Source organism: Streptomyces sp. M2CJ-2, from assembly GCF_016757295.1.
Lineage (GTDB): Bacteria > Actinomycetota > Actinomycetes > Streptomycetales > Streptomycetaceae > Streptomyces.
This window is the reverse complement of record NZ_JAESIF010000048.1, coordinates 1-22,072: the sequence shown is the minus strand read 5'-3', so window position 1 is coordinate 22,072 and position 22,072 is coordinate 1. Positions and strand designations below refer to the sequence as shown.

At 71.5% G+C, this 22,072-nt stretch carries 21 protein-coding genes; 13 read left to right on the top strand and 8 right to left on the bottom strand.

What is annotated here, in order from left to right; translation table 11 throughout:
* Positions 1–72: 72 nt before the first annotated feature.
* From JL475_RS27900 to JL475_RS27890, 3 genes are all read right to left on the bottom strand, one after another.
* Positions 73–885, bottom strand: coding sequence for a DsbA family protein (locus JL475_RS27900; protein WP_202280726.1), 813 nt, complete (start codon positions 883–885; stop codon positions 73–75).
* A gap of 100 nt (positions 886–985) precedes the next feature.
* Positions 986–1,693, bottom strand: coding sequence for a hypothetical protein (locus JL475_RS27895; protein ID WP_202280725.1), 708 nt, complete (start codon positions 1,691–1,693; stop codon positions 986–988).
* 101 nt (positions 1,694–1,794) lie between these two features.
* Positions 1,795–3,120, bottom strand: coding sequence for a DUF2252 domain-containing protein (locus tag JL475_RS27890; protein ID WP_202280724.1), 1,326 nt, complete (start codon positions 3,118–3,120; stop codon positions 1,795–1,797).
* 259 nt (positions 3,121–3,379) lie between these two features.
* Here JL475_RS27890 and dnaE point away from each other — a divergent pair, with 259 nt between their 5' ends.
* Complete coding sequence (gene dnaE, locus JL475_RS27885) at positions 3,380–6,919, top strand: DNA polymerase III subunit alpha (protein WP_202280723.1); 3,540 nt, start codon at positions 3,380–3,382, stop codon at positions 6,917–6,919.
* A gap of 159 nt (positions 6,920–7,078) precedes the next feature.
* On the opposite strand, the gene JL475_RS27880 is transcribed toward dnaE, so the two are convergent.
* A complete protein-coding gene (locus JL475_RS27880) occupies positions 7,079–7,243 on the bottom strand; it encodes a hypothetical protein (protein ID WP_202280722.1) in 165 nt (54 codons plus the stop codon).
* Between the two features lie 222 nt (positions 7,244–7,465).
* Here JL475_RS27880 and JL475_RS27875 point away from each other — a divergent pair, with 222 nt between their 5' ends.
* The 4 genes from JL475_RS27875 (at position 7,466) to JL475_RS27860 (ending at position 11,589) form a co-directional block, all read left to right on the top strand.
* Positions 7,466–8,668: an NYN domain-containing protein gene (locus tag JL475_RS27875; RefSeq protein WP_202280721.1), complete on the top strand. Its 1,203-nt coding sequence runs from the start codon at positions 7,466–7,468 to the stop codon at positions 8,666–8,668.
* 191 nt (positions 8,669–8,859) lie between these two features.
* Positions 8,860–9,834, top strand: a complete 975-nt coding sequence (locus JL475_RS27870) for an ABC transporter ATP-binding protein (RefSeq protein ID WP_202280749.1) — start codon at positions 8,860–8,862, stop codon at positions 9,832–9,834.
* Positions 9,835–9,968: 134 nt separating this feature from the next.
* A complete protein-coding gene (locus JL475_RS27865; protein WP_202280720.1) occupies positions 9,969–10,790 on the top strand; it encodes an ABC transporter permease in 822 nt (273 codons plus the stop codon).
* A gap of 34 nt (positions 10,791–10,824) precedes the next feature.
* Positions 10,825–11,589: an AAA family ATPase gene (locus JL475_RS27860; RefSeq protein WP_202280719.1), complete on the top strand. Its 765-nt coding sequence runs from the start codon at positions 10,825–10,827 to the stop codon at positions 11,587–11,589.
* A gap of 165 nt (positions 11,590–11,754) precedes the next feature.
* On the opposite strand, the gene ybaK is transcribed toward JL475_RS27860, so the two are convergent.
* From ybaK to JL475_RS27840, 4 genes are all read right to left on the bottom strand, one after another.
* On the bottom strand, positions 11,755–12,306 hold the full coding sequence (ybaK, locus tag JL475_RS27855; RefSeq protein ID WP_237408489.1) for a Cys-tRNA(Pro) deacylase: 552 nt from the start codon (positions 12,304–12,306) through the stop codon (positions 11,755–11,757).
* Between the two features lie 35 nt (positions 12,307–12,341).
* Entirely contained in the window at positions 12,342–13,082 is a 741-nt protein-coding gene (locus tag JL475_RS27850) for an LON peptidase substrate-binding domain-containing protein (protein WP_202280718.1), read from the bottom strand.
* 11 nt (positions 13,083–13,093) lie between these two features.
* Positions 13,094–14,167 carry a hypothetical protein gene (locus tag JL475_RS27845; protein WP_202280717.1) on the bottom strand — a complete coding sequence of 358 codons (1,074 nt, stop codon included), beginning with the start codon at positions 14,165–14,167 and terminating at the stop codon, positions 13,094–13,096.
* Between the two features lie 183 nt (positions 14,168–14,350).
* Positions 14,351–15,928, bottom strand: coding sequence for an oxidoreductase (locus JL475_RS27840; RefSeq protein WP_202280716.1), 1,578 nt, complete (start codon positions 15,926–15,928; stop codon positions 14,351–14,353).
* Positions 15,929–16,177: 249 nt separating this feature from the next.
* Between JL475_RS27840 and hisD the strand changes: the two genes are divergently transcribed.
* From hisD to hisF, 8 genes are read left to right on the top strand one after another with little or no spacing between them, the layout of a single operon-like run.
* Positions 16,178–17,518: a histidinol dehydrogenase gene (gene hisD, locus JL475_RS27835; protein WP_307825179.1), complete on the top strand. Its 1,341-nt coding sequence runs from the start codon at positions 16,178–16,180 to the stop codon at positions 17,516–17,518.
* Positions 17,515–18,663: a histidinol-phosphate transaminase gene (locus JL475_RS27830; RefSeq protein ID WP_202280715.1), complete on the top strand. Its 1,149-nt coding sequence runs from the start codon at positions 17,515–17,517 to the stop codon at positions 18,661–18,663. Before hisD ends, JL475_RS27830 begins: the two co-directional genes overlap by 4 nt.
* Positions 18,660–19,253: an imidazoleglycerol-phosphate dehydratase HisB gene (gene hisB / locus JL475_RS27825; protein ID WP_109380568.1), complete on the top strand. Its 594-nt coding sequence runs from the start codon at positions 18,660–18,662 to the stop codon at positions 19,251–19,253. Before JL475_RS27830 ends, hisB begins: the two co-directional genes overlap by 4 nt.
* Positions 19,254–19,255: 2 nt before the next feature.
* A complete protein-coding gene (locus JL475_RS27820) occupies positions 19,256–19,414 on the top strand; it encodes a hypothetical protein (protein WP_202280714.1) in 159 nt (52 codons plus the stop codon).
* Positions 19,415–19,416: 2 nt separating this feature from the next.
* Positions 19,417–20,058: an imidazole glycerol phosphate synthase subunit HisH gene (gene hisH, locus JL475_RS27815; RefSeq protein WP_202280713.1), complete on the top strand. Its 642-nt coding sequence runs from the start codon at positions 19,417–19,419 to the stop codon at positions 20,056–20,058.
* Between the two features lie 4 nt (positions 20,059–20,062).
* The gene (gene priA / locus JL475_RS27810) at positions 20,063–20,785 is read left to right on the top strand and encodes a bifunctional 1-(5-phosphoribosyl)-5-((5-phosphoribosylamino)methylideneamino)imidazole-4-carboxamide isomerase/phosphoribosylanthranilate isomerase PriA (RefSeq protein WP_202280712.1); all 723 of its coding nucleotides are present in this window, start codon (positions 20,063–20,065) and stop codon (positions 20,783–20,785) included.
* Between the two features lie 16 nt (positions 20,786–20,801).
* Positions 20,802–21,233, top strand: coding sequence for a Rid family hydrolase (locus tag JL475_RS27805; RefSeq protein WP_202280711.1), 432 nt, complete (start codon positions 20,802–20,804; stop codon positions 21,231–21,233).
* Positions 21,230–21,997, top strand: a complete 768-nt coding sequence (hisF, locus tag JL475_RS27800; protein WP_202280710.1) for an imidazole glycerol phosphate synthase subunit HisF — start codon at positions 21,230–21,232, stop codon at positions 21,995–21,997. The genes JL475_RS27805 and hisF overlap by 4 nt, the downstream gene beginning before the upstream one ends.
* Positions 21,998–22,072: the final 75 nt, after the last annotated feature.

Below are 22,072 nucleotides of genomic sequence, written 5' to 3'. Positions count from 1 at the left end.
CAGGTAAGCGCGAGGGCGGGCGAACTCGCAAAAGTTCGCCCGCTCTTCAGCACGGAGTCAGCCGACCGGGGGTCAGGCCTTGAGGGCCTTGTCGATCGCCGCGGTGAACTCGGGGGCCGTCATGGGCGTGCTCTGCCCGTCGGCCCCGGTGACCTTCTCGCCGTCCATCATCAGCGTCGGGGTGCCCTTGACGTCGCTGTCGTCGAACTTCTTGGACATCTCCAGCGCCCACTTGTCGTAGGTGCCGTCCTCCACGGCCGTCTGGAACTTCTTGTTGTCCTTCAGCTCCTCGACGGAGTTCGCCACCTTGATCAGGTAGGAGTCGTCCTTGAACTTGTCCTGGCTCTCCTCGGGGTGGAACTCGGCCGAGTAGAGCGCGGCCTTGTAGGCGAGGAACGCCTCGGGGCTGACGTTCAGCGCGGCGCCCAGGGCGCTCAGGGCGTTCTTGGAGCCCTCGCCGGTCAGGTTGCGGTCCAGGAACGAGGCGCCGACGAACTGGACCTTGTACTTGCCGTCCGCGACGTCCTTCTCGATCGTCTTGCCGACGCCCTGCTCGAACGTGGCGCAGATCGGGCAGCGCGGGTCCTCGTACAGCTCCAGGGTCTTCTTCGCGTCGGACTTGCCGATGACGACGGTCGTGCCGTTCTCGCCGCTGCTGTTGGCCGGCTTGACGAGCTTGGCGTCCGCCGCGGCCTCCCACGCGCTGGGCTGGTTGGCCTGGACGATCGCGTAGCCGACGCCGCCGGCTATCGCCAGGACGCCGACGATCGAGCCGGCGACGACGAGCTGACGCTTGACCTTGGCCTTCTTGGCCTCGCGCTCGCGCTCGACGCGCAGGCGCTCACGGGCCGCCGTCTTCGCCGCCTGGCTGTTCCGCTTGCTCATGGTGATGCTCTCCACAGGGGACGCGCACAGTGTGTGTGCGGGATAGGTATGGGGGGACTACAGGTGCTCGGACTGCGTGTCGCCGGAGGCGGAGGTCGCCTCAGCCTCGGGCGAGGGCGGCGGAGCACGGCGGTCCGCGTCGTCCCAGGGAGTGCACGAGGAACCGGTCCACGGCCGTGGTGGCCCGGAGGACCGGGCGATGCGGCCGGCGGGCCTTCGGGGCCCGGCGCACGGTCACCGCGGCGACCGCCAGCAGCAGCGGCCGGAACGTGCTCGCCGCCATCGCGCCCAGCAGCTGGGCCAGCGCACGCTCGCCGCGGTGCAGCCAGGCGGCGGCGAACAGACCGACGCCGATGTGCGCGCCGAGCAGCAGCCAGGCGGTGGAGGGGCCGGCCTGGGCGAGCAGGCCGACGAACCGGTCACCGCCGTCGGCCGCGGTGCCGGCCACCCGGGCCAGCGGGGTGCCCACACTGCTGCCGTCGCCGCACAGCAGGTCGAAGCCGACCGAGCGCAGCGGACCCGCGACCGGGCCGCCCATCTGCCCGTAACAGAGGTGCTGCCCGGTGGTGAACACGGTGTCGGCGGCCAGCTCCAGCGGGATCAGCAGGGCGGCGATCCGCCCGAAGGAGCCTTCCCGGCCCGCGAGCGCGTAGGCCAGGACGAACACGGCGGCGGCGATCACCGTCACCGTGTTCAGCGGCAGCGGGGCCCCGGACAGCAGCACGTGCGACGCGGCGCTGAGGGTCACGACCATGGTCGTGAACAGCGCCGCGCGCACGGCTCTGAGCGGGGCCCCGGGTATGTCCATGATGGGAACGAGTGTGTCACGTGCTCCGGTAAGGGATCCCTAAAGGGTGCCTGTGGGCTGTGTCTCCCCGGCGAGCTGTGCCTCCCCGGGCGGGAGGAGGGTCACAGTCCCGGGATCCTGCCGTTGCGGAACAGGTCCAGGAAGATCTGGTGGTCACGGCGCGCGCGTGCGCCGTAGGTGTGCGCGAAGTCGACCAGCAGGGGTTCCAGCCCCTCCTCGTCGGCCGCGATCGCCGCGTCGATGGCGCGCTCGGTGGAGAACGGCACCAGGGACTCGCCGGAGGTGTCGTCCGCGGCCGCGTGCATCGTGGCCGTGGCCCGGCCGAGGTCGGCGACGACCTGGGCCATCTCCTCCGGCTCGTCGATGTCGCCCCAGTCCAGGTCCACGGCGTACGGCGAGACTTCGGCGACCAGCTGACCCGCGCCGTCCAGCTCGGTCCAGCCCAGCCACGGGTCGGCGTGCGCCTGCAGGGCGCGCTGGGAGATCACCGTGCGGTGGCCCTCGTGCCGGAAGTAGTCCCGGATCGCCTGATCGGTGATGTGCCGGGAGACGGCCGGGGTCTGGGCCTGCTTGATGTAGATCACGACGTCGTTCTCCAGCGCGTCGCTGTGCCCCTCCAGCAGGATGTTGTATGAGGGCAGCCCGGCCGAGCCGATGCCGATGCCGCGGCGGCCCACGACGTCCTTCACGCGGTAGGAGTCCGGGCGGGCCAGCGAGGCGTCCGGCAGCGTCTCCAGATAGCCGTCGAAGGCGGCGAGGACCTTGTAGCGCGTGGCGGCGTCGAGCTCGACCGCGCCGCCGCCGGAGGCGAAGCGGCGCTCGAAGTCACGGATGACGGTCATCGAGTCCAGCAGCCCGAAACGGGTCAGCGAGCGGGCGTCGCGCAGCGCGTCGAGCAGCGGACCCTGCGCGGTGTCCAGCGTGAACGGCGGCACCTCGTCGCTCTTCGCTCCGGTCGCCAGCGCGTGGATGCGCTCCCGGTACGCGGCCGTGTAGATCCGCACCAGCTCGGTGATCTGCTCGTCGCTGAGCGCCTTCGCGTAGCCGATCAGCGCCATGGAGGCGGCGAAGCGCTTGAGGTCCCAGGTGAAGGGACCGACGTAGGCCTCGTCGAAGTCGTTGACGTTGAAGACCAGACGGCCGTTGGAGTCCATGTACGTGCCGAAGTTCTCCGCGTGCAGATCGCCGTGGATCCACACCCGGGACGTCCGGTCGTCCAGATAGGGACCACCACGCTTTTCCGTCTCATGATCATGGTAGAAGAGGCACGCCGTACCCCGGTAGAACGCGAACGCCGAGGCCGCCATCTTCCGGAACTTCACGCGGAACGCGGCCGGGTCGGCGGCCAGGAGCTCGCCGAAGGCGGTGTCGAGAACGGCGAGGATCTCCTCGCCGCGGTGCTCGTCGTCGAGCTGTGGGACCGACATCGCTGAGTGCCTCCTGGTACGGGACGTCCGGGGACGGCTGATCCGTCCCCTGCCTAACGTGCGACGCGTCACGGGAGTGCCCGCGCCACTCGCCAGAAGGTACGACGGCGGAACCCTGGAGTGTCAGTGCCGGAGCATAGACTTCGACGTTGACCACCGGAGCGCCCACCTGCCCGTCACCCAACGCCCACCCGTCACCCGACCACCGCCCCTCGACGAGGCGCTCCGCGCCACAGCACTCATCCTTGGAGGCCGTACCGTGCCGAAGTCGCCCTTCACGCACCTGCACGTCCACACCCAGTACTCGCTGCTGGACGGTGCCGCGCGGCTGAAGGACATGTTCAACGCCTGCAACGAGATGGGCATGAGCCACATCGCCATGTCCGACCACGGCAACCTGCACGGCGCGTACGACTTCTTCCACAGCGCGGAGAAGGCCGGAGTCACCCCGATCATCGGGATCGAGGCGTATGTCGCGCCCGAGTCGCGGCGCACCAAGCGCAAGATCCAGTGGGGCCAGCCGCACCAGAAGCGGGACGACGTCTCCGGTTCCGGCGGTTACACCCACAAGACCATCTGGGCGGTCGACAGCACGGGCCTGCACAACCTCTTCCGGCTCTCCTCCGACGCGTACGCCGAGGGCTGGCTGCAGAAGTGGCCCCGGATGGACAAGGAGAGCATCGCCCAGTGGTCCACCGGGCTGGTCGCCTCCACCGGCTGCCCCTCCGGCGAGGTCCAGACCCGGCTGCGCCTCGGCCACTTCGACGAGGCGCTCAAGGCGGCCGCCGACTACCAGGACATCTTCGGCAAGGACCGCTACTTCCTGGAGCTGATGGACCACGGCATCGACATCGAGCACCGGGTCCGCGACGGCCTCCTGGAGATCGGCAGGAAGCTCGGCATCCCGCCCCTGGTCACCAACGACTCGCACTACACGTACGCGCACGAGGCGACCGCCCACGACGCCCTGCTGTGCATCCAGACCGGCAAGAACCTCTCCGACCCCGACCGCTTCCGGTTCGACGGCACCGGCTACTACCTCAAGTCCACCGAGGAGATGTACGCCATCGACTCCTCCGACGCCTGGCAGCAGGGCTGCGACAACACCAGGCTGATCGCCGAGATGGTCGACACCACGGGCATGTTCGAGAAGCGCGACCTGATGCCCAAGTTCGACATCCCGGAGGGGTACACCGAGGTCAGCTGGTTCCGCGAGGAGACCATGCGCGGCATGCACCGCCGCTTCCCGGGCGGCATCCCGGACGACCGCATGAAGCAGGTCGAGTACGAGATGGACACCATCATCTCGATGGGCTTCCCCGGGTACTTCCTCGTCGTCGCCGACTTCATCATGTGGGCCAAGAAGCAGGGCATCGCGGTCGGCCCCGGCCGTGGCTCCGCCGCCGGCTCGATCGTCGCCTACGCCATGGGCATCACCGACCTCGACCCGATCCCGCACGGCCTGATCTTCGAGCGGTTCCTCAACCCCGAGCGCGTCTCCATGCCCGACGTCGACATCGACTTCGACGAGCGCAGGCGCGTCGAGGTGATCCGGTACGTGACGGAGAAGTACGGCGCCGACAAGGTCGCCATGATCGGCACCTACGGCAAGATCAAGGCGAAGAACGCCATCAAGGACTCCGCGCGCGTGCTGGGCTACCCGTACGCCATGGGCGACCGGCTCACCAAGGCCATGCCCGCCGACGTCCTCGGCAAGGGCATCGACCTCGACGGCATCACCAACCCCTCGCACCCGCGTTACAACGAGGCCGGCGAGATCCGCGCGATGTACGAGAACGAGCCGGACGTGAAGAAGGTCATCGACACCGCCAAGGGCGTCGAGGGCCTGGTCCGGCAGATGGGCGTGCACGCGGCCGGCGTGATCATGTCCAGCGAACCCATCGTCGACCACGCCCCGATCTGGGTGCGGCACACCGACGGCGTGACCATCACACAGTGGGACTACCCCCAGTGCGAGTCGCTCGGCCTCCTGAAGATGGACTTCCTGGGCCTGCGCAACCTCACCATCATGGACGACGCCATCAAGATGGTGAAGGCCAACAAGGGCATCGACCTGGAGATGCTCGCCCTGCCGCTGGACGACCCCAAGACCTTCGAACTGCTCTGCCGCGGTGACACCCTCGGTGTCTTCCAGTTCGACGGCGGCCCGATGCGCTCGCTGCTCCGCCAGATGCAGCCCGACAACTTCGAGGACATCTCCGCCGTCTCGGCCCTCTACCGGCCGGGCCCGATGGGCATGAACTCGCACATCAACTACGCGGAGCGCAAGAACGGCCGCCAGGAGATCACTCCGATCCACAAGGAACTGGAGGAGCCGCTCCAGGAGGTGCTGTCGGTCACCTACGGCCTGATCGTCTATCAGGAGCAGGTGCAGAAGGCCGCCCAGATCATCGCGGGCTACTCACTCGGCGAGGCCGACATCCTCCGCCGCGTGATGGGCAAGAAGAAGCCGGAGGAACTGGAGAAGAACTTCGTCATCTTCCAGGCCGGCGCCCGCAAGAACGGCTACAGCGACGAAGCCATCCAGGCCCTCTGGGACGTGCTGGTGCCCTTCGCCGGCTACGCCTTCAACAAGGCGCACTCCGCCGCGTACGGACTGGTCTCGTACTGGACCGCCTACCTCAAGGCCAACCACCCCGCCGAGTACATGGCCGCACTGCTCACCTCGGTCAAGGACGACAAGGACAAGTCGGCCGTCTACCTCAACGAGTGCCGCCGCATGGGCATCAGGGTGCTCCCGCCGAACGTCAACGAGTCCGAGTCGAACTTCGCCGCGCAGGGCGACGACGTGATCCTCTTCGGCCTGTCCGCGGTCCGCAACGTCGGCACCAACGTCGTCGAGTCGATCATCAAGAGCCGCAAGGCCAAGGGGAAGTACACCTCGTTCCCGGACTACCTCGACAAGGTCGAGGCGGTCGTCTGCAACAAGCGGACCACGGAGTCACTGATCAAGGCGGGCGCCTTCGACTCCATGGGGCACACCCGCAAGGGCCTCACCGCCCAGTACGAACCGATGATCGACAACGTGGTCGCGGTCAAGCGCAAGGAGGCCGAGGGACAGTTCGACCTCTTCGGCGGCATGGGCGAGCAGGAGACCAGCGAGCCCGGCTTCGGCCTCGACGTCACCTTCACCGACGACGAGTGGGACAAGACCTACCTGCTCGCGCAGGAGCGGGAGATGCTCGGCCTGTACGTCTCCGACCACCCGCTGTTCGGGCTGGAGCACGTCCTGTCCGACAAGGCCGACGCGGGCATCTCCCAGCTCACCGGCGGAGACTTCGGCGACGGCGCCGTGGTCACCATCGGCGGCATCATCTCGGGCCTCCAGCGCAAGATGACCAAGCAGGGCAACGCCTGGGCGATCGCCACCGTGGAGGACCTCGCCGGTTCCCTCGAGTGCATGTTCTTCCCCGCGACCTACCAGCTCGTCTCGACCCAACTCGTCGAGGACGCCGTGGTGTTCGTCAAGGGCAGGCTCGACAAGCGCGAGGACGTGCCGCGCCTGGTCGCCATGGAGCTCCAGGTGCCCGACCTGTCCAACGCGGGCACCAACGCGCCCGTCGTGCTCACCATCCCGGCCACCAGGGTCACCCCGCCGATGGTCAGCCGCCTCGGCGAGATCCTCGGCCACCACAAGGGCGACAGCGAGGTCCGCATCAGGCTCCAGGGGCCGACGAAGACGACGGTGCTGCGCCTGGACCGGCACCGGGTCAAGCCGGACCCCGCCCTGTTCGGCGACCTCAAGGTCCTCCTCGGCCCGTCCTGCCTGGCGGGCTAGGAGCCAGTACCCCGAGGGGCCTCGGGGCCGGTGCGCGCCGGGGCGGTCGGCCGACGTGTGCGAAGGGATGCTCAAGACGTAAGAGGGGCGCGCCCGGTGACGGGCGCACCCCTCTGCAGGTACCGTGCGCGGGGCGCTCAACGGCGCCTCACGCAGGTGTCAGTTGTGGCCGAAGCGCTTCTGCCGGCCCTTGCGGGCGACGTCGCCGGGAGTGATCTGCGGGCCGTGCTGCTCGGTCTGCGGCTCCGCAGCGGCCGGCTGTGTCGCCTGCTGGGAGCGCCCGGCCGGCTGCTGCTTCCGTTCACGGTTCTTGTTCTTGGCCATGGTGATGCCTCCTGTGGGGGATCTAGGGGCCAGGGCCGGGACCAGACTCACATAGCCGAATGATGGTCGCATGTCGGACAATTACCGTGTGTGACAGGGTGGGTGGGCGAAGGAAGTGTGGAAACGCCACGCCGAAGATCGAGTTCGGACCGTTAACCCCGGCACGGTCGGGCAGACTCGAAGCAAGCCCGAAGCAAACCTCCCGGAAAGAGGGTGGATCGCGTGGACCGCTGCATCGTCCTGGTGGACGCCGGGTATCTGCTGGGGGCCGCCGCCAGTCTCCTCGCCGGGGAGCCCTCGCGGTCCCGCATCACCGTCGATCACGCCGCCCTCATCCAGGGGCTGCGCGACCGTGCCGAGTCCGATACGAGTCAGCCCCTGCTGCGGATCTACTGGTTCGACGGCGCCCCCGACCGCGTGCCGCAGCCCGAGCACCGCCGGCTGCGGGTGATGCCCAGGGTCACCGTTCGGCTCGGCGCCCTCACGCGCAGTGACGGTCGTTGGGCGCAGAAGGGCGTGGACGCCGCCATGCACGCCGAGTTGACCGAGCTGGCCCGCAACCGCGCCTGTTCCGACATCGTCCTGGTCACCGGCGACGGCGACCTGCTGCCCGGCATGATGGCGGCCAAGGAGCACGGCGTCGCCGTCCACCTGTGGGCCGTGCAGGCCGCCGACGGCGACTACAACCAGTCCGAGGACCTGGTCGCCGAGGCCGACGAACGCCGGGTGCTGGACCGCGCGTGGATCACCAAGGCGGTACGGGCCAAGGACTTCTCCGGGGTGTGCGCCCCGCCGCCCCCCGCCCGTCCCGACATCGCCGCGATCCTCTCCGCCCCGCTGCCGGAGTCCGCGCCGGCCGCCGGGCAGGCCGAGCAGGAACCCCCGCACGCGGTCGGCGCCGGGCACAACGGCGCCGGCGAGCGGTCGCCCGCCACCAAGGGCGTACCCACCCCCAAGGATCTGGCGGCCCTCCGCGGCCCCAGTGCCCCGCACCCCCAGCAGCCGCAGTCCGCCACCCTGCGCTGGTCCTCCGACAAGGGCTGGGTCGACCGGTCCGTCACCGAGCCCGCCGACGCCGCCTCGTTGCCGACGCTCGCCCAGCTGACCTCCGCGGAGCAGCGGTGGGCCGACCGCGAGGAGGACATCACCACGGTCGGCGGGGACCCCTTCGAGGTGGGGCAGGTCTTCGCCCGCCGCTGGGTGGACCGGCTCGGGGACCAGGGCGGCATCCAGAGGCTGTCCGCCATGTACCCCCGCATCCCGCACCGCATCGACGGCGAGCTGCTGCGCTACGCCGCCCGCTTCGGCCTGCTCGCCCACAAGGACGACCAGATCGACGAACGCGACCGGTACGCCATCCGCGCGGGCTTCTGGCGCGAGCTGGACCTGCGCACGGGGACGGAACGCGCCGCGGCCGCGGAGTGACCGAGGGTCCGCCCGGTGTCCGCGCCGCCGCGCGACGGAGGCCCTTCGCGGCGGGTGCGGCGGGTCCGCTGTTCCACCGGTGGTTCCGGGGCGGTCGGCCCACCCGGGAGCGGACCCGGGCCGCGGACCCCGTAGTCTCGTTCCTTGTGAGCACGCGCGCGATACACGCATTCCGGCACGATGGCGACATCGTGTGCGCGGTGCGCGGGCTGACCAAGACGTATCCGGCGGCCCGCGGACGCCGCGGAGCCCCGGCGACCCCCGAGGTCCGGGCCACCGACGACGTGACGCTCGACGTCCGGCGCGGTGAGGTCTTCGGGCTGCTCGGGCCGAACGGAGCCGGCAAGTCCACCCTGGTACGACAGCTCACCGGTCTGATGCGGCCCGACCGCGGCAGCGTGCGGATCCTCGGCCACGACGTCGTGCGCCACCCCGAGCGCGCCGCGCGGATCCTCGCCTACCTCGGGCAGGAGTCCACCGCGCTCGACGAGCTCACGGTCTCACTCGCCGTCGAGACCACCGCGCGGCTGCGCGGCCTCGACGCGAAGCGGGCTCGTACGGGCCGGGACGCCGTCCTCGACGAACTGGGGCTCACCCCGATCGCCGGACGACCCCTGAAGAAGCTGTCCGGCGGTCAGCGCCGACTGGCCTGCTTCGCCACCGCGCTGGTGGGGGAGCGACCGCTGCTCGTGCTCGACGAACCCACCTCCGGGATGGACCCGGTGGCGCGGCGCGCCGTGTGGTCAGCCGTCGACCGGCGCCGGGTCGAGCACGGCACCACCGTGCTGCTGGTCACCCACAACGTCATCGAGGCCGAGACCGTCCTCGACCGGGTCGCCGTCCTCGACCGGGGCCGGGTGATCGCCTGTGACAGCCCGACCGGGCTGAAGGAGCGGGTCGCGGGCGAGGTACGGGTCGACCTGGTGTGGCGCGAGGCGGCCCCGCTGCACGTGCCCGAGGTGGCCGCGCTCGTGGACCGCGCCGTCGAGTCGGGCCGCCGCTGGACGCTGCGGCTCGCACCCGAGGAGGCCCGTACGGTCGTCGCCACCGTCACCGGCGGCGCCGCCTTCGCCGCGCTGGACGACTTCACGCTCGCCACGCCCAGTCTGGAGGACGTGTACCTGGCGCTGGGCGGTGCCGTGCGGCAGGGACTGGTGAAGGCATGAGTGACGGCGGGGCGCTGAGCGCACCGGGCGCCGTGTCCGTACGGAACGGGACGACTGCCGGAGTGGATGCGAGTGGATCTCCGGCCGAGCCTCCGAGGGAACCTCCGTCGGAATGGGAAGGGGAGCAGCGCGACGTGAGTGTCGTACCCGCCGATGTCCTGCCGGGCGGCGCCCCGGACGCGGAGGAGGCCGCGCCGGAGCCGGCCGCACTCGGGCCGCGGGCACGGCTGTGGCCCTCACTGGCGGCCGTGTACCGGGCGCAGCTGTCCCGGGCGCGGGTGGCGCGGATCCCGCTGCTGTTCGTGGCGACCTTCCAGTCCGTCGGGATCATGATCCTGATGCGCGGGGTCGTGGACGGCGGCGGTGAGGCGCGGGCGGTGGTCGCCGGATCGTCCGTCCTGGTCGTCGCCTTCGTCGCGCTCAACCTGCTCGCGCAGTACTTCGGACAGCTGCGGGCCGGCGGCGGCCTCGACCACTACGCGACCCTGCCCGTCCCGCCGGCGGCGGTGGTGCTGGGGGCCGCCGGCGCCTACGCCTCGTTCACCGTGCCGGGGACCGTGGTGACCGCGGCCTTCGGATGTGTGCTGTTCGGGCTGCCGCTGACGCATCTGTGGGTGCTGGCCGCGGTGATCCCGCTCTCGGGAGCCGCGCTCGCCGGGCTGGGGGCCGCGCTGGGGCTGCTCGCGCCACGGGCCGAGCTCGCCACGCTCCTCGGCCAGCTGGGCATGTCGGCGGCACTGCTGCTGGGCGTGCTGCCGGCGGAGCGGATGCCGGAGGCGGTACGCCTGGCCCGGGACCTGCTGCCGTCGACGTACGGCGTCGAGGCCCTCGCGCGGACCTTCGCGCCGCATCCCGACTGGGCCCGGGTCCTGGGCGATCTCGCCGTGTGCGGGGTGGTCGGTGTGCTCTCGCTGGCCGTGGCGACCTGGGCGTACCGCAGGGCCGCTGTCCGGTGACGCGCCGCGCAGCCGGGCCTGGCACGATGTCAGGGTGAGCGCACCTCTGACACCACCACCGCCTCCGCATGAACGTTCCCCGCGCGGCGGGTGGCAGCCGCCGTCCGCCGGTCAGGTGGCCGCCGCGTCCGCGGACGGGCCCACCGGCCCTGGCCGTACCGGGCCCGCCGGATTCGCCGGGCCCGCCGGTCCCGGTGGCCGCACCGGCTACGGCTGGTACGAGCAGGACGGCCCCGGGATGAGGACGGAACTGCGCGAGGCCGCCGTGACCGCGGTGGCGGTGGCGCTCGGCGGGGTCCTGCTCGGCGTGCTGTGGTGGTGGCTGGCGCCGCGCGTGCCGCTGACGGGCGACGTCGTGGGCGACAACTGGGTCGTCTACCTCAAGGACACCGAGGGTGAGCAGGCCATCGGGGTGGACGGGACGTTCACGCTGCTCGCCCTGGGGCTCGGCGCGGTGAGCGCGCTCGCCGTGTTCCTCGTGCGGCGGCGCGGGGGCGTGCCGCTGGTGGTGGCGCTCGGGGTCGGCGGGCTGCTCGGGTCGTTGCTGGCGTGGCGGCTCGGGGTGTGGCTCGGACCCGCGCAGGACGTCGTCGCCCACGCGAAGGACGTGGGCAAAGGTGTGACGTTCGACGCGCCGCTGAAGCTGAGTGCCAAAGGAGCGCTGCTGGCCTGGCCGTTCGCCGGGCTGGTCGTCCACCTGGGCCTGACCGCGCTCTTCGGCCCCCGCGACCCCGACCCCTTCCCGCCGGTGGACTCCTACGTCCCGCAGCGGCCGGACGGCGGGGCCCCGGGAGCGTAGTGCCCCGGTGGGCCGGGGCGGGGCGTGCGGGCGCCCGGTTCAGGCGGGGCGCCCGCCGTGGTTCGCGCGGCCCTTCCTGGTGCGCCACTTACGTTTGCGGGTCCTCTTCGACAAGCCCCGCCATGCCTTTTCTGATCAGCCGAAGAAGCAGGGCTCGTCGAGGGTTCAGACACGCCCGATCGGGGCGAGCACCGCCGCGGTCAGCTCGGCCAGGTCGCCCGGGGCGAGCTCGACCTCCAGGCCGCGGCGGCCGGCCGAGACACAGATCGTCTCGTGCAGGCCGGCCGAGTCGTCCAGGACCGTCCGGAGCCTCTTGCGCTGACCCAGGGGCGAGATGCCGCCGCGGACGTAGCCCGTGGTGCGTTCCGCGAGGGCGGGGTCGGCCATCGCGGCCCGTTTGCCGCCCACCGCCGCCGCCAGGCCCTTCAGGTCCAGCTGCCCCGCCACCGGGACCACCGCCACCGTCAGCACGCCGTCGACGTCCGCCACCAGCGTCTTGAAGACGCGGTCCGGGGAGACGCCCATCGCCTCGGCCGCCTCCTCGCCGTAGGACGGGTGCGCGGGGTCGTGGTCGTAGGAGTGGACCGTGAACGGCACCCCGGCCGCGGTGAGCGCCACCGTCGCGGGCGTTCCCGCCCGTCGCCCGCCACCCCCCTTGTGCGGATGCGCTTCGCGCGCCCCTTCTTTTTGCTGCTGCTTCTTGGACTTCTTCGCCATCCCTGCCCCCTGCCCCTCGCCCTGCCTCTGCTGCCTCAGTTGAGATTCGTCGGTCCGCGGGTCAGCTCGGCCGCGGGCAACGACGGCAGGTGGCGGATGACGGCCGTCTCCGTGCGAAGGAGTCTCAGCTCGTCGCGGAGCCGGGACGCCGTGTCCGGTGCCTGCAGCAGACGCTGCTTGGTCGGCGTGTCGAGCATCATCGCGGCGGCGACCAGGTACGACACCACCCCCGGCTCGTCCGGCAGTTCCGCGCCGGTCACCAGCGACCGCTCCCGCGCCCCCGCCAGCCGTTTCTGGTACTGGCGGAACGCCCGCAGCACCCCCTCCGCGAGCGCCCCCGCCTCCTCGCCGGGTTCCTCGGCCACCGGTTCCAGCTCGGCCGTCAGGAACGGCCCGGAGGCGTCGACCGACAGCAGCCGCATCCGGGTCGTCCCCGTCGCCAGCACCTCGAAGGTGCCGTCGGACCGCTCCCGGATCGTGGCCGCGTCGGCCGCACAGCCCACCTTGTGGAAGGCCCGCAGCGGGTCCGGTCCGAAGCCCGCCGCCGGGCCCCGCTCGGGTACGGCCGTCGGGTCGGGCATGCCGGGGGCGCTCGGGGCGACCTCGTGGCCGTCGCGGATCGCCACGAGGACGAACCGGCGCGGCTCGTCCTCGGGGGTCTTCAGGAGCTCGCGCATCATGGCGCGATAGCGCTCCTCGAAGATGTTGAGCGGAAGCACGAGCCCCGGGAACAGCACCGAGTTCAGGGGGAAGAGCGGGAGCCGGACGGTGGTCACGACGCAAAAGCCTAATGGTCGCCGAAGCGGACCCGGCCGCCACGTTCACTCCGTGGATGCCCGGAGCCCGCGGCGAAGGCGCCGAAGGGGGCGGCGGCGGGACCGGCGGCCACCGCCGCGTGGACGCCCCGGCGCACCTCCAGGAACCGGCCGAGGGGATCGTCCGTGTCCCGGTCCCAGGGCGAGGAGGTGGCGTACGGGCCGGTGAGGCGCAGTTGCTCCAGGGTGTCCGGCCATCGCTCCAGGCGCAGGAGGACGTAGGCCAGCAGGTTGCGCAGCTCGGCCGGCCGGGGGTGGGCCGCCGGAAGCCGGGCGGACAGGGACGCGGCGCGGTCGGCCGCCGCTTCGAGCCGAGCGCGCGGCACCTCGGGACCGCAGCCGTCGATGAGGTAACCGAAGGCCGCCCACAGCGGCAGCGCCTGCGTGAGCGAGCCCTCCGGCGCGTCCTGCGCGGCCTGGTCGGCGAAGTCGAAGCACTCGCGGTGCGCGCCGTGCCAGGAGGACGCCAGATAGCGCAGGGCCGCCACATGGCAGCCGTAGTGGTGCGGGGCGCGGCGGACCGCCGCCTCCCACAGTTCCTGGAAGTACCGGTGCCCGGCACGTGCGCCGCGGGCGTGGTCCAGGGCGAGCCGCCACGGCACGGGGTCGCGGTGGTCGGCCCGGGCGGCGGCCGTGATCAGCGGACTCACCTCGCGCAGCGCTTCGGCGCGGGCCGGTGAGGCCCAGGCGCGGTGCACCGCCCGCTGGGCCTCCACGAGCAGCCCGTCGGGGTTGTGCGGGTCGAGGGCACGCCAGGTGTCCAGCCACTCGGGGCGCGAGCGCGCGAAGGCCGCGAGCTTCTGCACCTTCCGGTCGCGGTGCTCCCAGGCCCCGCTGTGCCGGGTGGCGGCGAGCAGTTCGGCGGCGGGCGTGGGATCGCCGGCGGCGGCCCCGACCAGCGCCGGACCCAGTTCCTCGTCGGGCGCGTCGAGGAGCACCTCGTCGTCGGCGGGCAGCACAGGGGCGGTGGGCGAGGCGGTGCCCGTCTTTCCTCGCACCCGGGACGCACGGGTGAACGCATGCAGCAGAGCCATGGTGTCGACCATTGAAAGACCGCAGGTCACAGCAGCGCCAGACCCTTCACGGAAGTCACGGAAAGTTGTACGCCACCTGGTCAAGGCCGGGTAAAAAGCCCCCGGGCTCGCCGGGACTGCGGGGGCCGCGGGGAGCGCTGTCGGGGCTGGTCCGGGCCGGGTCGGTCGGATGCGGTCAGAGGCAGTCAGGAGCGGTCAGAGACGGCGCAGGGTTCGGGTGGCCCCCGCCGCCACCGTTGTGGCGAGGATCCAGCCCAGCAGGATGAACGCCGCCGCGAGCCACTGCCAGCCGCCGCGCAGCTGCCAGAACCCCACCTGACCCAGGTCGATCACCGGCAGCAGCAGGTCCAGGGCGAAGAGGGCGGGATTCCACGTCGGATGCTCGCCGTCCTTGATGGGCGGATGGTGCGCGTGCGTGAACGCCAGTGAGCCACCCGCCCACAGCACCGCCATCCACACCGCGGCCCGCCCCGGCCGGTAGCCGTAGGCGACCGTCCAGTCCTGCGCGTAGCCCCACAGCTTGGCCGCCACCGGCAGGCTCTCGCGGCGCCTGCGCTGCTTGGCGAGCAGCACCTCGCGGGCGTCCTCGTCCTCGCCGCTCGCCCGCAGCACGGCGGCCAGCCGCTCGTACGGCTCCGGGGTGTACTCGGCGCTCGCCGCGGCCACCCACTCCAGCCGCTCCGCCAGTGAGAACGGCCCGCGCGGCACGAGGGTCTCGTAGGCGAAGCCGCCCATGTGCAGCCGACCGGGCCCCGGCCAGCTGTCCGCCCGGTCCACCAGGTTGACCACCCGCGCTCCCGACAGCGTCACCCGCCCGCGGGCCGGCCGCTCCCCGAGGAACCGCAGCTCCGGCGTCTGCACCCGGCGCAGCGACAGCTCCTGGTCGTCGGACAGGGTGAACCGGGCCCGCTCGAAGTCGACCGCGTCCCCGAACCGCCCGTCGTCCAGCCGCACCCCGCCCCGGCACTCGAACAGCTGTATCCGCGTCCCGCGCGCCGGTGTCATCCCGCTCCTCGCCTGGGAACCGACCCCGGCGGGCGTCAGATACAGCGACCGCTCGACGGTCAACTGGGGCGCGTTCAGCGCGAGCCGGGCGGACGGATTGTCCAGCAGGGCCCCGCGCAGACTCAGCGAGACGCCTATCTGCGCGGTCCGCAGGCTCAGTTCGCCGTGCGACTCCAGCAGCTCGGCCTGGAGGTCCTGGCCGACGGTCATGCCGTCCGCGGCGATCGAGCGGCCGCTGCGGTCGCGGTGCACGATCGCCTGGTTGAGCAGCAGATCCGTACCGATCTGGGCGTCGGTCAGCCGTATGCCGCCCGGGAACCGGCAGCGCGGCAGATGCAGATCGCCCTCCGTCTGCAACCGGGCCGCCTCCAGGCGCGGCACCGAGCAGTCCACCAGCCGCATCGTGGTGAACCGGGCCTCCGGCAGCAGCACGTCCCGCTCGAAGCGGCAGTCGCGCATCTCGACGTACGGCGCCACCGTCCCGCCCGCGAGGTCCAGCACACCGCTGATCCGCACTCCGACCAGCTTCAGTGAGGAGACACGCCCGGCCAGCGGGGGCGGTCCGTCCAGCAGGAGCCAGCACACGACGCGGGCCCGCACGGTCCGCTCGGGCCCCCACGGGTGCCCTCCGTGCGGATCGTCGACGACGCCGTCCCCGCTGCTCAGGTCGTACACGCTGCCGCTGCGGAAGGCCTGCCACATGCCCGCCTCCACGGCGGTCAGGTCGTCCGGCGGCTCCCCGGCACGCGGCCCCGCCCCCTCGGTCACGTCCTTCACCCTTTCTCGAGTGTTTCCTCGGGTGTCCCCTCGGATCTCTCCTCGGACTCTTTCCTCGGATACTTGCGAGTTCGTCTCTTCGCACAACTGGTACAACGGGTCATGCCCACCCGGTGACCTTTCGAACACAGAAAGTGAGAAGGGTCTTCTCGGTGCGCACAATGCGTCACCACGAGGGACTCGTATCAGCCACTGGAACGCTCGCACGGTGTCCGGCGCGGGTCTGAGAGAATTGACCCCGTGCTGCAAGATTCCTTCCTGGCCCGAATCGATCTGCGCGGCGACGCCCTCCCCGAGGGCCCCGCCCTGCGCGCCCTGCTGCCCCGAGCCGACTTCGACGTCGCGGCCGCCCTGGAGAAGGTGCGGCCCATCTGCGAGGACGTGCATCATCGGGGCGACGCGGCGCTGATCGACTTCGCCGAACGGTTCGACGGCGTGCGTCTGGAGTCCGTCCGGGTACCGGCGCGGGCCCTCGCCGACGCGCTGGAGCAGCTGGACCCGGCGGTGCGCGCGGCCCTCGAGGAGTCCATCCGCCGCGCCCGCCTCGTCCACCGCGCACAGCGCCGCACCACCCACACCACCCAGGTCGTGCCCGGCGGCACGGTCACCGAGAAGTGGGTGCCCGTCGACCGCGTGGGCCTGTACGCGCCCGGCGGCCGGTCCGTCTACCCGTCCTCCGTGATCATGAACGCCGTCCCGGCCCAGGAGGCCGGCGTCGAGTCGATCGCGCTGGCCTCGCCGGCCCAGAAGGAGTTCGGCGGCCTGCCGCACCCGACGATCCTCGCCGCGTGCGCGCTGCTCGGCGTCGACGAGGTGTACGCCGCGGGCGGCGCCACCGCCGTCGCGATGTTCGCCCACGGCACCGAGTCCTGCCCGCCCGCCACCATGGTCACCGGCCCCGGCAACATCTGGGTCGCCGCCGCCAAGCGCTACTTCACCGGCAAGATCGGCATCGACGCCGAGGCCGGCCCGACCGAGATCGCGATCCTCGCCGACGCCACGGCCGACCCGGTGCACGTCGCCTCCGACCTGATCAGCCAGGCCGAGCACGACCCGCTGGCCGCCGCCGTCCTCGTCACCGACTCCGCGGACCTCGCGGACGCGGTGGAGAAGGAACTGGAGCCGCAGGTCAAGGCCACCAAGCACATCGAGGACCGGATCGTCCCGGCGCTCGCCGGCCGGCAGTCCGCGATCGTGCTGGTCGACGGCCTCGACGAGGGCCTGCGGGTGGTCGACGCCTACGGCGCCGAGCACCTGGAGATCCAGACCGCCGACGCCGCCGCGCTCGCCGACCGGGTGCGCAACGCCGGCGCGATCTTCGTCGGCCCCTGGTCCCCCGTCTCCCTGGGCGACTACGCGGCCGGCTCCAACCACGTCCTGCCCACCGGCGGCTGCGCCTGCCACTCCTCGGGTCTGTCCGTCCAGTCCTTCCTGCGCGGCATCCACATCGTCGACTACACCGAGGACGCGCTGGCCGACGTCGCGCACCACGTGGTCACGCTGGCCGAGGCGGAGGACCTGCCCGCGCACGGCGCGGCGATCAAGGCGAGGTTCGGCTGGAAGGTGCCCGAGAGCAAGTGAACGACACGAACGTCACCATCGACGACCTCCCCGTACGGGACGAGCTGCGCGGCAAGTCCCCCTACGGCGCGCCCCAACTGGACGTCCCCGTACGGCTGAACACCAACGAGAACCCCTACCCGCTGCCCGAGCCGCTCGTCGAGCGGATCGCCGAGCGGGTCCGTGAGGCCGCCCGGCACCTCAACCGCTACCCCGACCGGGACGCGGTCGAGCTGCGCACCAGGCTGGCCGAGTACCTGACGAAGACCGGCTCGCACCCCGTGGGCGTCCGGAACGTCTGGGCGGCCAACGGCTCCAACGAGGTCATCCAGCAACTGCTGCAGACCTTCGGCGGGCCCGGCCGCAGGGCGATCGGCTTCGAGCCGTCGTACTCGATGCACGGACTCATCGCACGCGGCACCGGCACCGAGTGGATCTCCGGTCCCCGGGGCGACGACTTCACCGTCGACGTGCCCGCCGCCGAGAAGGCGATCGCCGAGCACCGCCCGGACGTCGTCTTCGTCACCACCCCCAACAACCCCACCGGCAACGCGGTCCCGGCCGAGACGGTCCTCGCGCTGTACGAGGCCGCCCAGGCGGCCAAGCCGTCGATGGTGGTCGTGGACGAGGCGTACATCGAGTTCAGCCACGGCGACTCGCTGCTGCCGCTGCTCGAGGGACGCCCGAACCTCGTCGTCTCCCGCACCATGTCGAAGGCGTTCGGCGCGGCCGGCCTGCGCCTCGGCTACCTCGCCGCGCACCCGGCGGTCGTGGACGCCGTGCAGCTCGTCCGGCTGCCCTACCACCTGTCGGCGATCACCCAGGCGACGGCGCTGGCCGCCCTGGAGTACACCGACACGCTGCTGAAGTACGTCGAGCAGCTGAAGCGGGAGCGGGACCGGCTGGTCACCGAACTGCGTGACCTCGGCTACGACGTGACCGCGTCCGACGCGAACTTCGTCCAGTTCGGCACGTTCGCGGACGCCCACGTGGTCTGGCAGAAGATCCTCGACCGGGGCGTCCTGGTCCGGGACAACGGCGTACCGGGGCGGCTGCGGGTCACCGCGGGCACCCCGGCCGAGAACGACGCGTTCCTCGACGCGGTCCGTGAACTGGTCAGTTACGTGGGGGCCGCCCCCACACCCCCTAAGGAGCAGAGCGCATGAGCCGCGTAGGACGCGTGCAGCGGACGACGAAGGAGACGTCGGTCCTCGTCGAGATCGACCTCGACGGCACCGGAAAGACGGAGATCTCCACCGGGGTCGGCTTCTACGACCACATGCTCGACCAGATCGGCCGGCACGGTCTGTTCGACCTGACCGTGAAGACCGAGGGCGACCTGCACATCGACTCCCACCACACCATCGAGGACACCGCCCTCGCCCTCGGTGCCGCCTTCAAGCAGGCGCTCGGCGACAAGACGGGCATCTACCGCTTCGGCAACTGCACGGTCCCCCTGGACGAGTCCCTCGCCCAGGTCACCGTCGACCTGTCCGGCCGCCCCTACCTCGTGCACACCGAGCCCGAGAAGATGGCGCCGATGATCGGCGAGTACGACACCACGATGACCCGGCACATCCTGGAGTCCTTCGTCGCCCAGGCCCAGGTCGCCCTGCACGTGCACGTGCCGTACGGGCGCAACGCGCACCACATCGTGGAGTGCCAGTTCAAGGCACTGGCCCGGGCCCTGCGGTACGCGTCCGAACGCGACCCCCGCGCGGCGGGCATCCTGCCCTCCACGAAGGGCGCCCTGTAAGCATGAACGGCCTGTCCACCGCCCTGATCGTCGTCGGCCTGTTCTTCGTCGGCGGGGTCGTCTCGTTCATCAAGCAGAAGATGCCCAGGAGCCTCGTCGTGGTGCTCGCGATCGGCGCCGCGATGTGCCTGACCGCCGGCGTCCTCCGGCTGGAGGTGTGACCGTGAGCGCCACCAAGCGGGTCGTGGTCTTCGACTACGGCTTCGGCAACGTCCGCTCCGCCGAACGCGCCCTCGCGCGCGCGGGCGCCGACGTGGAGATCACCCGCGACTTCGACACGGCCATGAACGCCGACGGCCTGCTCGTCCCCGGCGTCGGCGCCTTCGCCGCCTGCATGAAGGGCCTCCGGGAGGCCAGAGGCGACTGGATCATCGACCGCCGGCTGTCCGGCGGCCGGCCCGTGATGGGCATCTGCGTCGGCATGCAGATCCTGTTCGCACGGGGCATCGAGCACGGCGTCGAGACCGAGGGCATGGACGAGTGGCCCGGCTCGGTCGAGCCGCTGCGGGCCGACATCGTGCCCCACATGGGCTGGAACACCGTGGACGTGCCGGCCGGCTCCGAACTGTTCGCCGGCCTGGACGCGGACGCCCGCTTCTACTTCGTGCACTCCTACGCCGTCCACGACTGGACCCTCCCGGCGGACAACCCGGTGATGCGGGCGCCGACGGTCACCTGGTCCACGCACGGCAAGCCGTTCGTCGCCGCGGTGGAGAACGGCGCCCTGTGGGCGACGCAGTTCCACCCCGAGAAGTCCGGCGACGCCGGCGCCCAGCTCCTCACCAACTGGATCGGAACCCTGTAGCGACATGGCCAAGCTCGAACTCCTCCCCGCCGTCGACGTCCGCGACGGCCAGGCCGTCCGCCTCGTGCACGGTGAGTCCGGCACCGAGACCTCCTACGGATCCCCCCTGGAGGCCGCGCTCGCCTGGCAGCGCTCGGGTGCCGAGTGGCTGCACCTGGTCGACCTGGACGCCGCGTTCGGCACCGGTGACAACCGTGAGCTGATCGCCGAGGTCGCCGGTGCCATGGACATCAAGGTGGAACTGTCCGGCGGCATCCGCGACGACGCCTCCCTGGCCGCCGCCCTGGCCACCGGCTGCACCCGCGTGAACCTCGGCACCGCCGCCCTGGAGACCCCCGCATGGGTCGCCAAGGTCATCGCCGAGCACGGCGACAAGATCGCCGTCGGTCTCGACGTGCGCGGCACCACCCTCCGCGGACGCGGCTGGACCCGGGACGGCGGCGACCTCTACGAGACGCTGGAGCGCCTCAACAAGGAGGGCTGCGCGCGGTACGTCGTCACCGACATCGCCAAGGACGGCACACTCCAGGGCCCGAACCTGGAGCTGCTGAAGAACGTCTGCGCCGTCACCGACCGCCCCGTGGTGGCCTCCGGCGGCGTGTCCTCGCTGGACGACCTGCGGGCCATCGCCGAGCTCGTCCCGCTCGGCGTCGAGGGCTCCATCGTGGGCAAGGCCCTGTACGCGAAGGCGTTCACCCTGGAAGAGGCCCTGGAGGCCACCTCGTGAAGAAGGACGCGGTGCGATGACGGCCGAAGCCGTACGGCGCGTGCGGGGCGAGAGCCCCTGGGAGGACTCCTTCGGCTGCGCACGCGCCGTCGCGGCGGGCGACCGCGTCCTGGTGGGCGGCACCACCGCGTTCAAGGGCGACGTGCTGTACGGGGAGGGCGACCCGTACGAACAGGCCAGGGTCGCCTTCGGCACCGCACTGGAGGCGATCGCCGAGTTCGGTCTCGGCGTCGACTCCGTGATCCGCACGCGCGTGCACCTCGCGCACTCGCGGGACATCGACGCGGTGGGCCGCGCCCACAAAGAGCTGTTCGACCCGGTGCGCCCGGTGACCAGCCTCCTGGTGGTGGAGGGCTTCATGGACTCGCGCGTACTGGTGTCGGTCGAAGTGGAAGCATTCCGAGGACACCAGAGGCACTCGGCGGACATAGAGGAGCACGGTTCATGACCCTGGCGGTCCGAGTCATCCCCTGCCTGGACGTGGACGGCGGCCGGGTCGTCAAGGGCGTCAACTTCCAGAACCTGCGGGACGCGGGCGACCCCGTCGAGATGGCCAAGGTGTACGACACCGAGGGCGCCGACGAGTTGACGTTCCTGGACATCACCGCCTCGTCGGGCAACCGCGAGACGACCTACGACGTGGTGCGCCGCACCGCCGAGCAGGTGTTCATCCCGCTGACCGTGGGCGGCGGCGTCCGCACCGTCGAGGACGTGGACAAGCTGCTGCGGGCGGGCGCCGACAAGGTCGGCGTCAACACCGCGGCGATCGCCCGCCCGGACCTCATCCGGGAGATCGCCGAACGCTTCGGCCGCCAGGTCCTCGTCCTGTCGGTCGACGCCCGCCGTACCGGGTCCGGTGAGTCCGGCGGTTCCTTCGAGGTCACCACGCACGGCGGCCGCCGGGGCACCGGCATCGACGCCGTGGAGTGGGCACACCGGGCCGCGGAGCTGGGCGCGGGCGAGATCCTGCTCAACTCCATGGACGCGGACGGCACCAAGGACGGCTACGACCTGGAGATGATCGCCGCCGTCCGCAAGCACGTCACCGTCCCGGTGATCGCCTCGGGCGGCGCCGGCCGGCTCACCGACTTCCCGCCCGCGGTCGCCGCGGGCGCCGACGCGGTCCTCGCCGCCTCGGTGTTCCACTTCGGCGACCTGCGCATCGGCCAGGTGAAACAGACCCTGCGGGAAGCGGGCCACCCGGTCCGCTGACGCCCCGCCCCTACGGCAGTCGGCCCCGGCCCCCTCTAGAGGGGGCCGGGGCCGACTGCCGTAGGGGCAAACGCG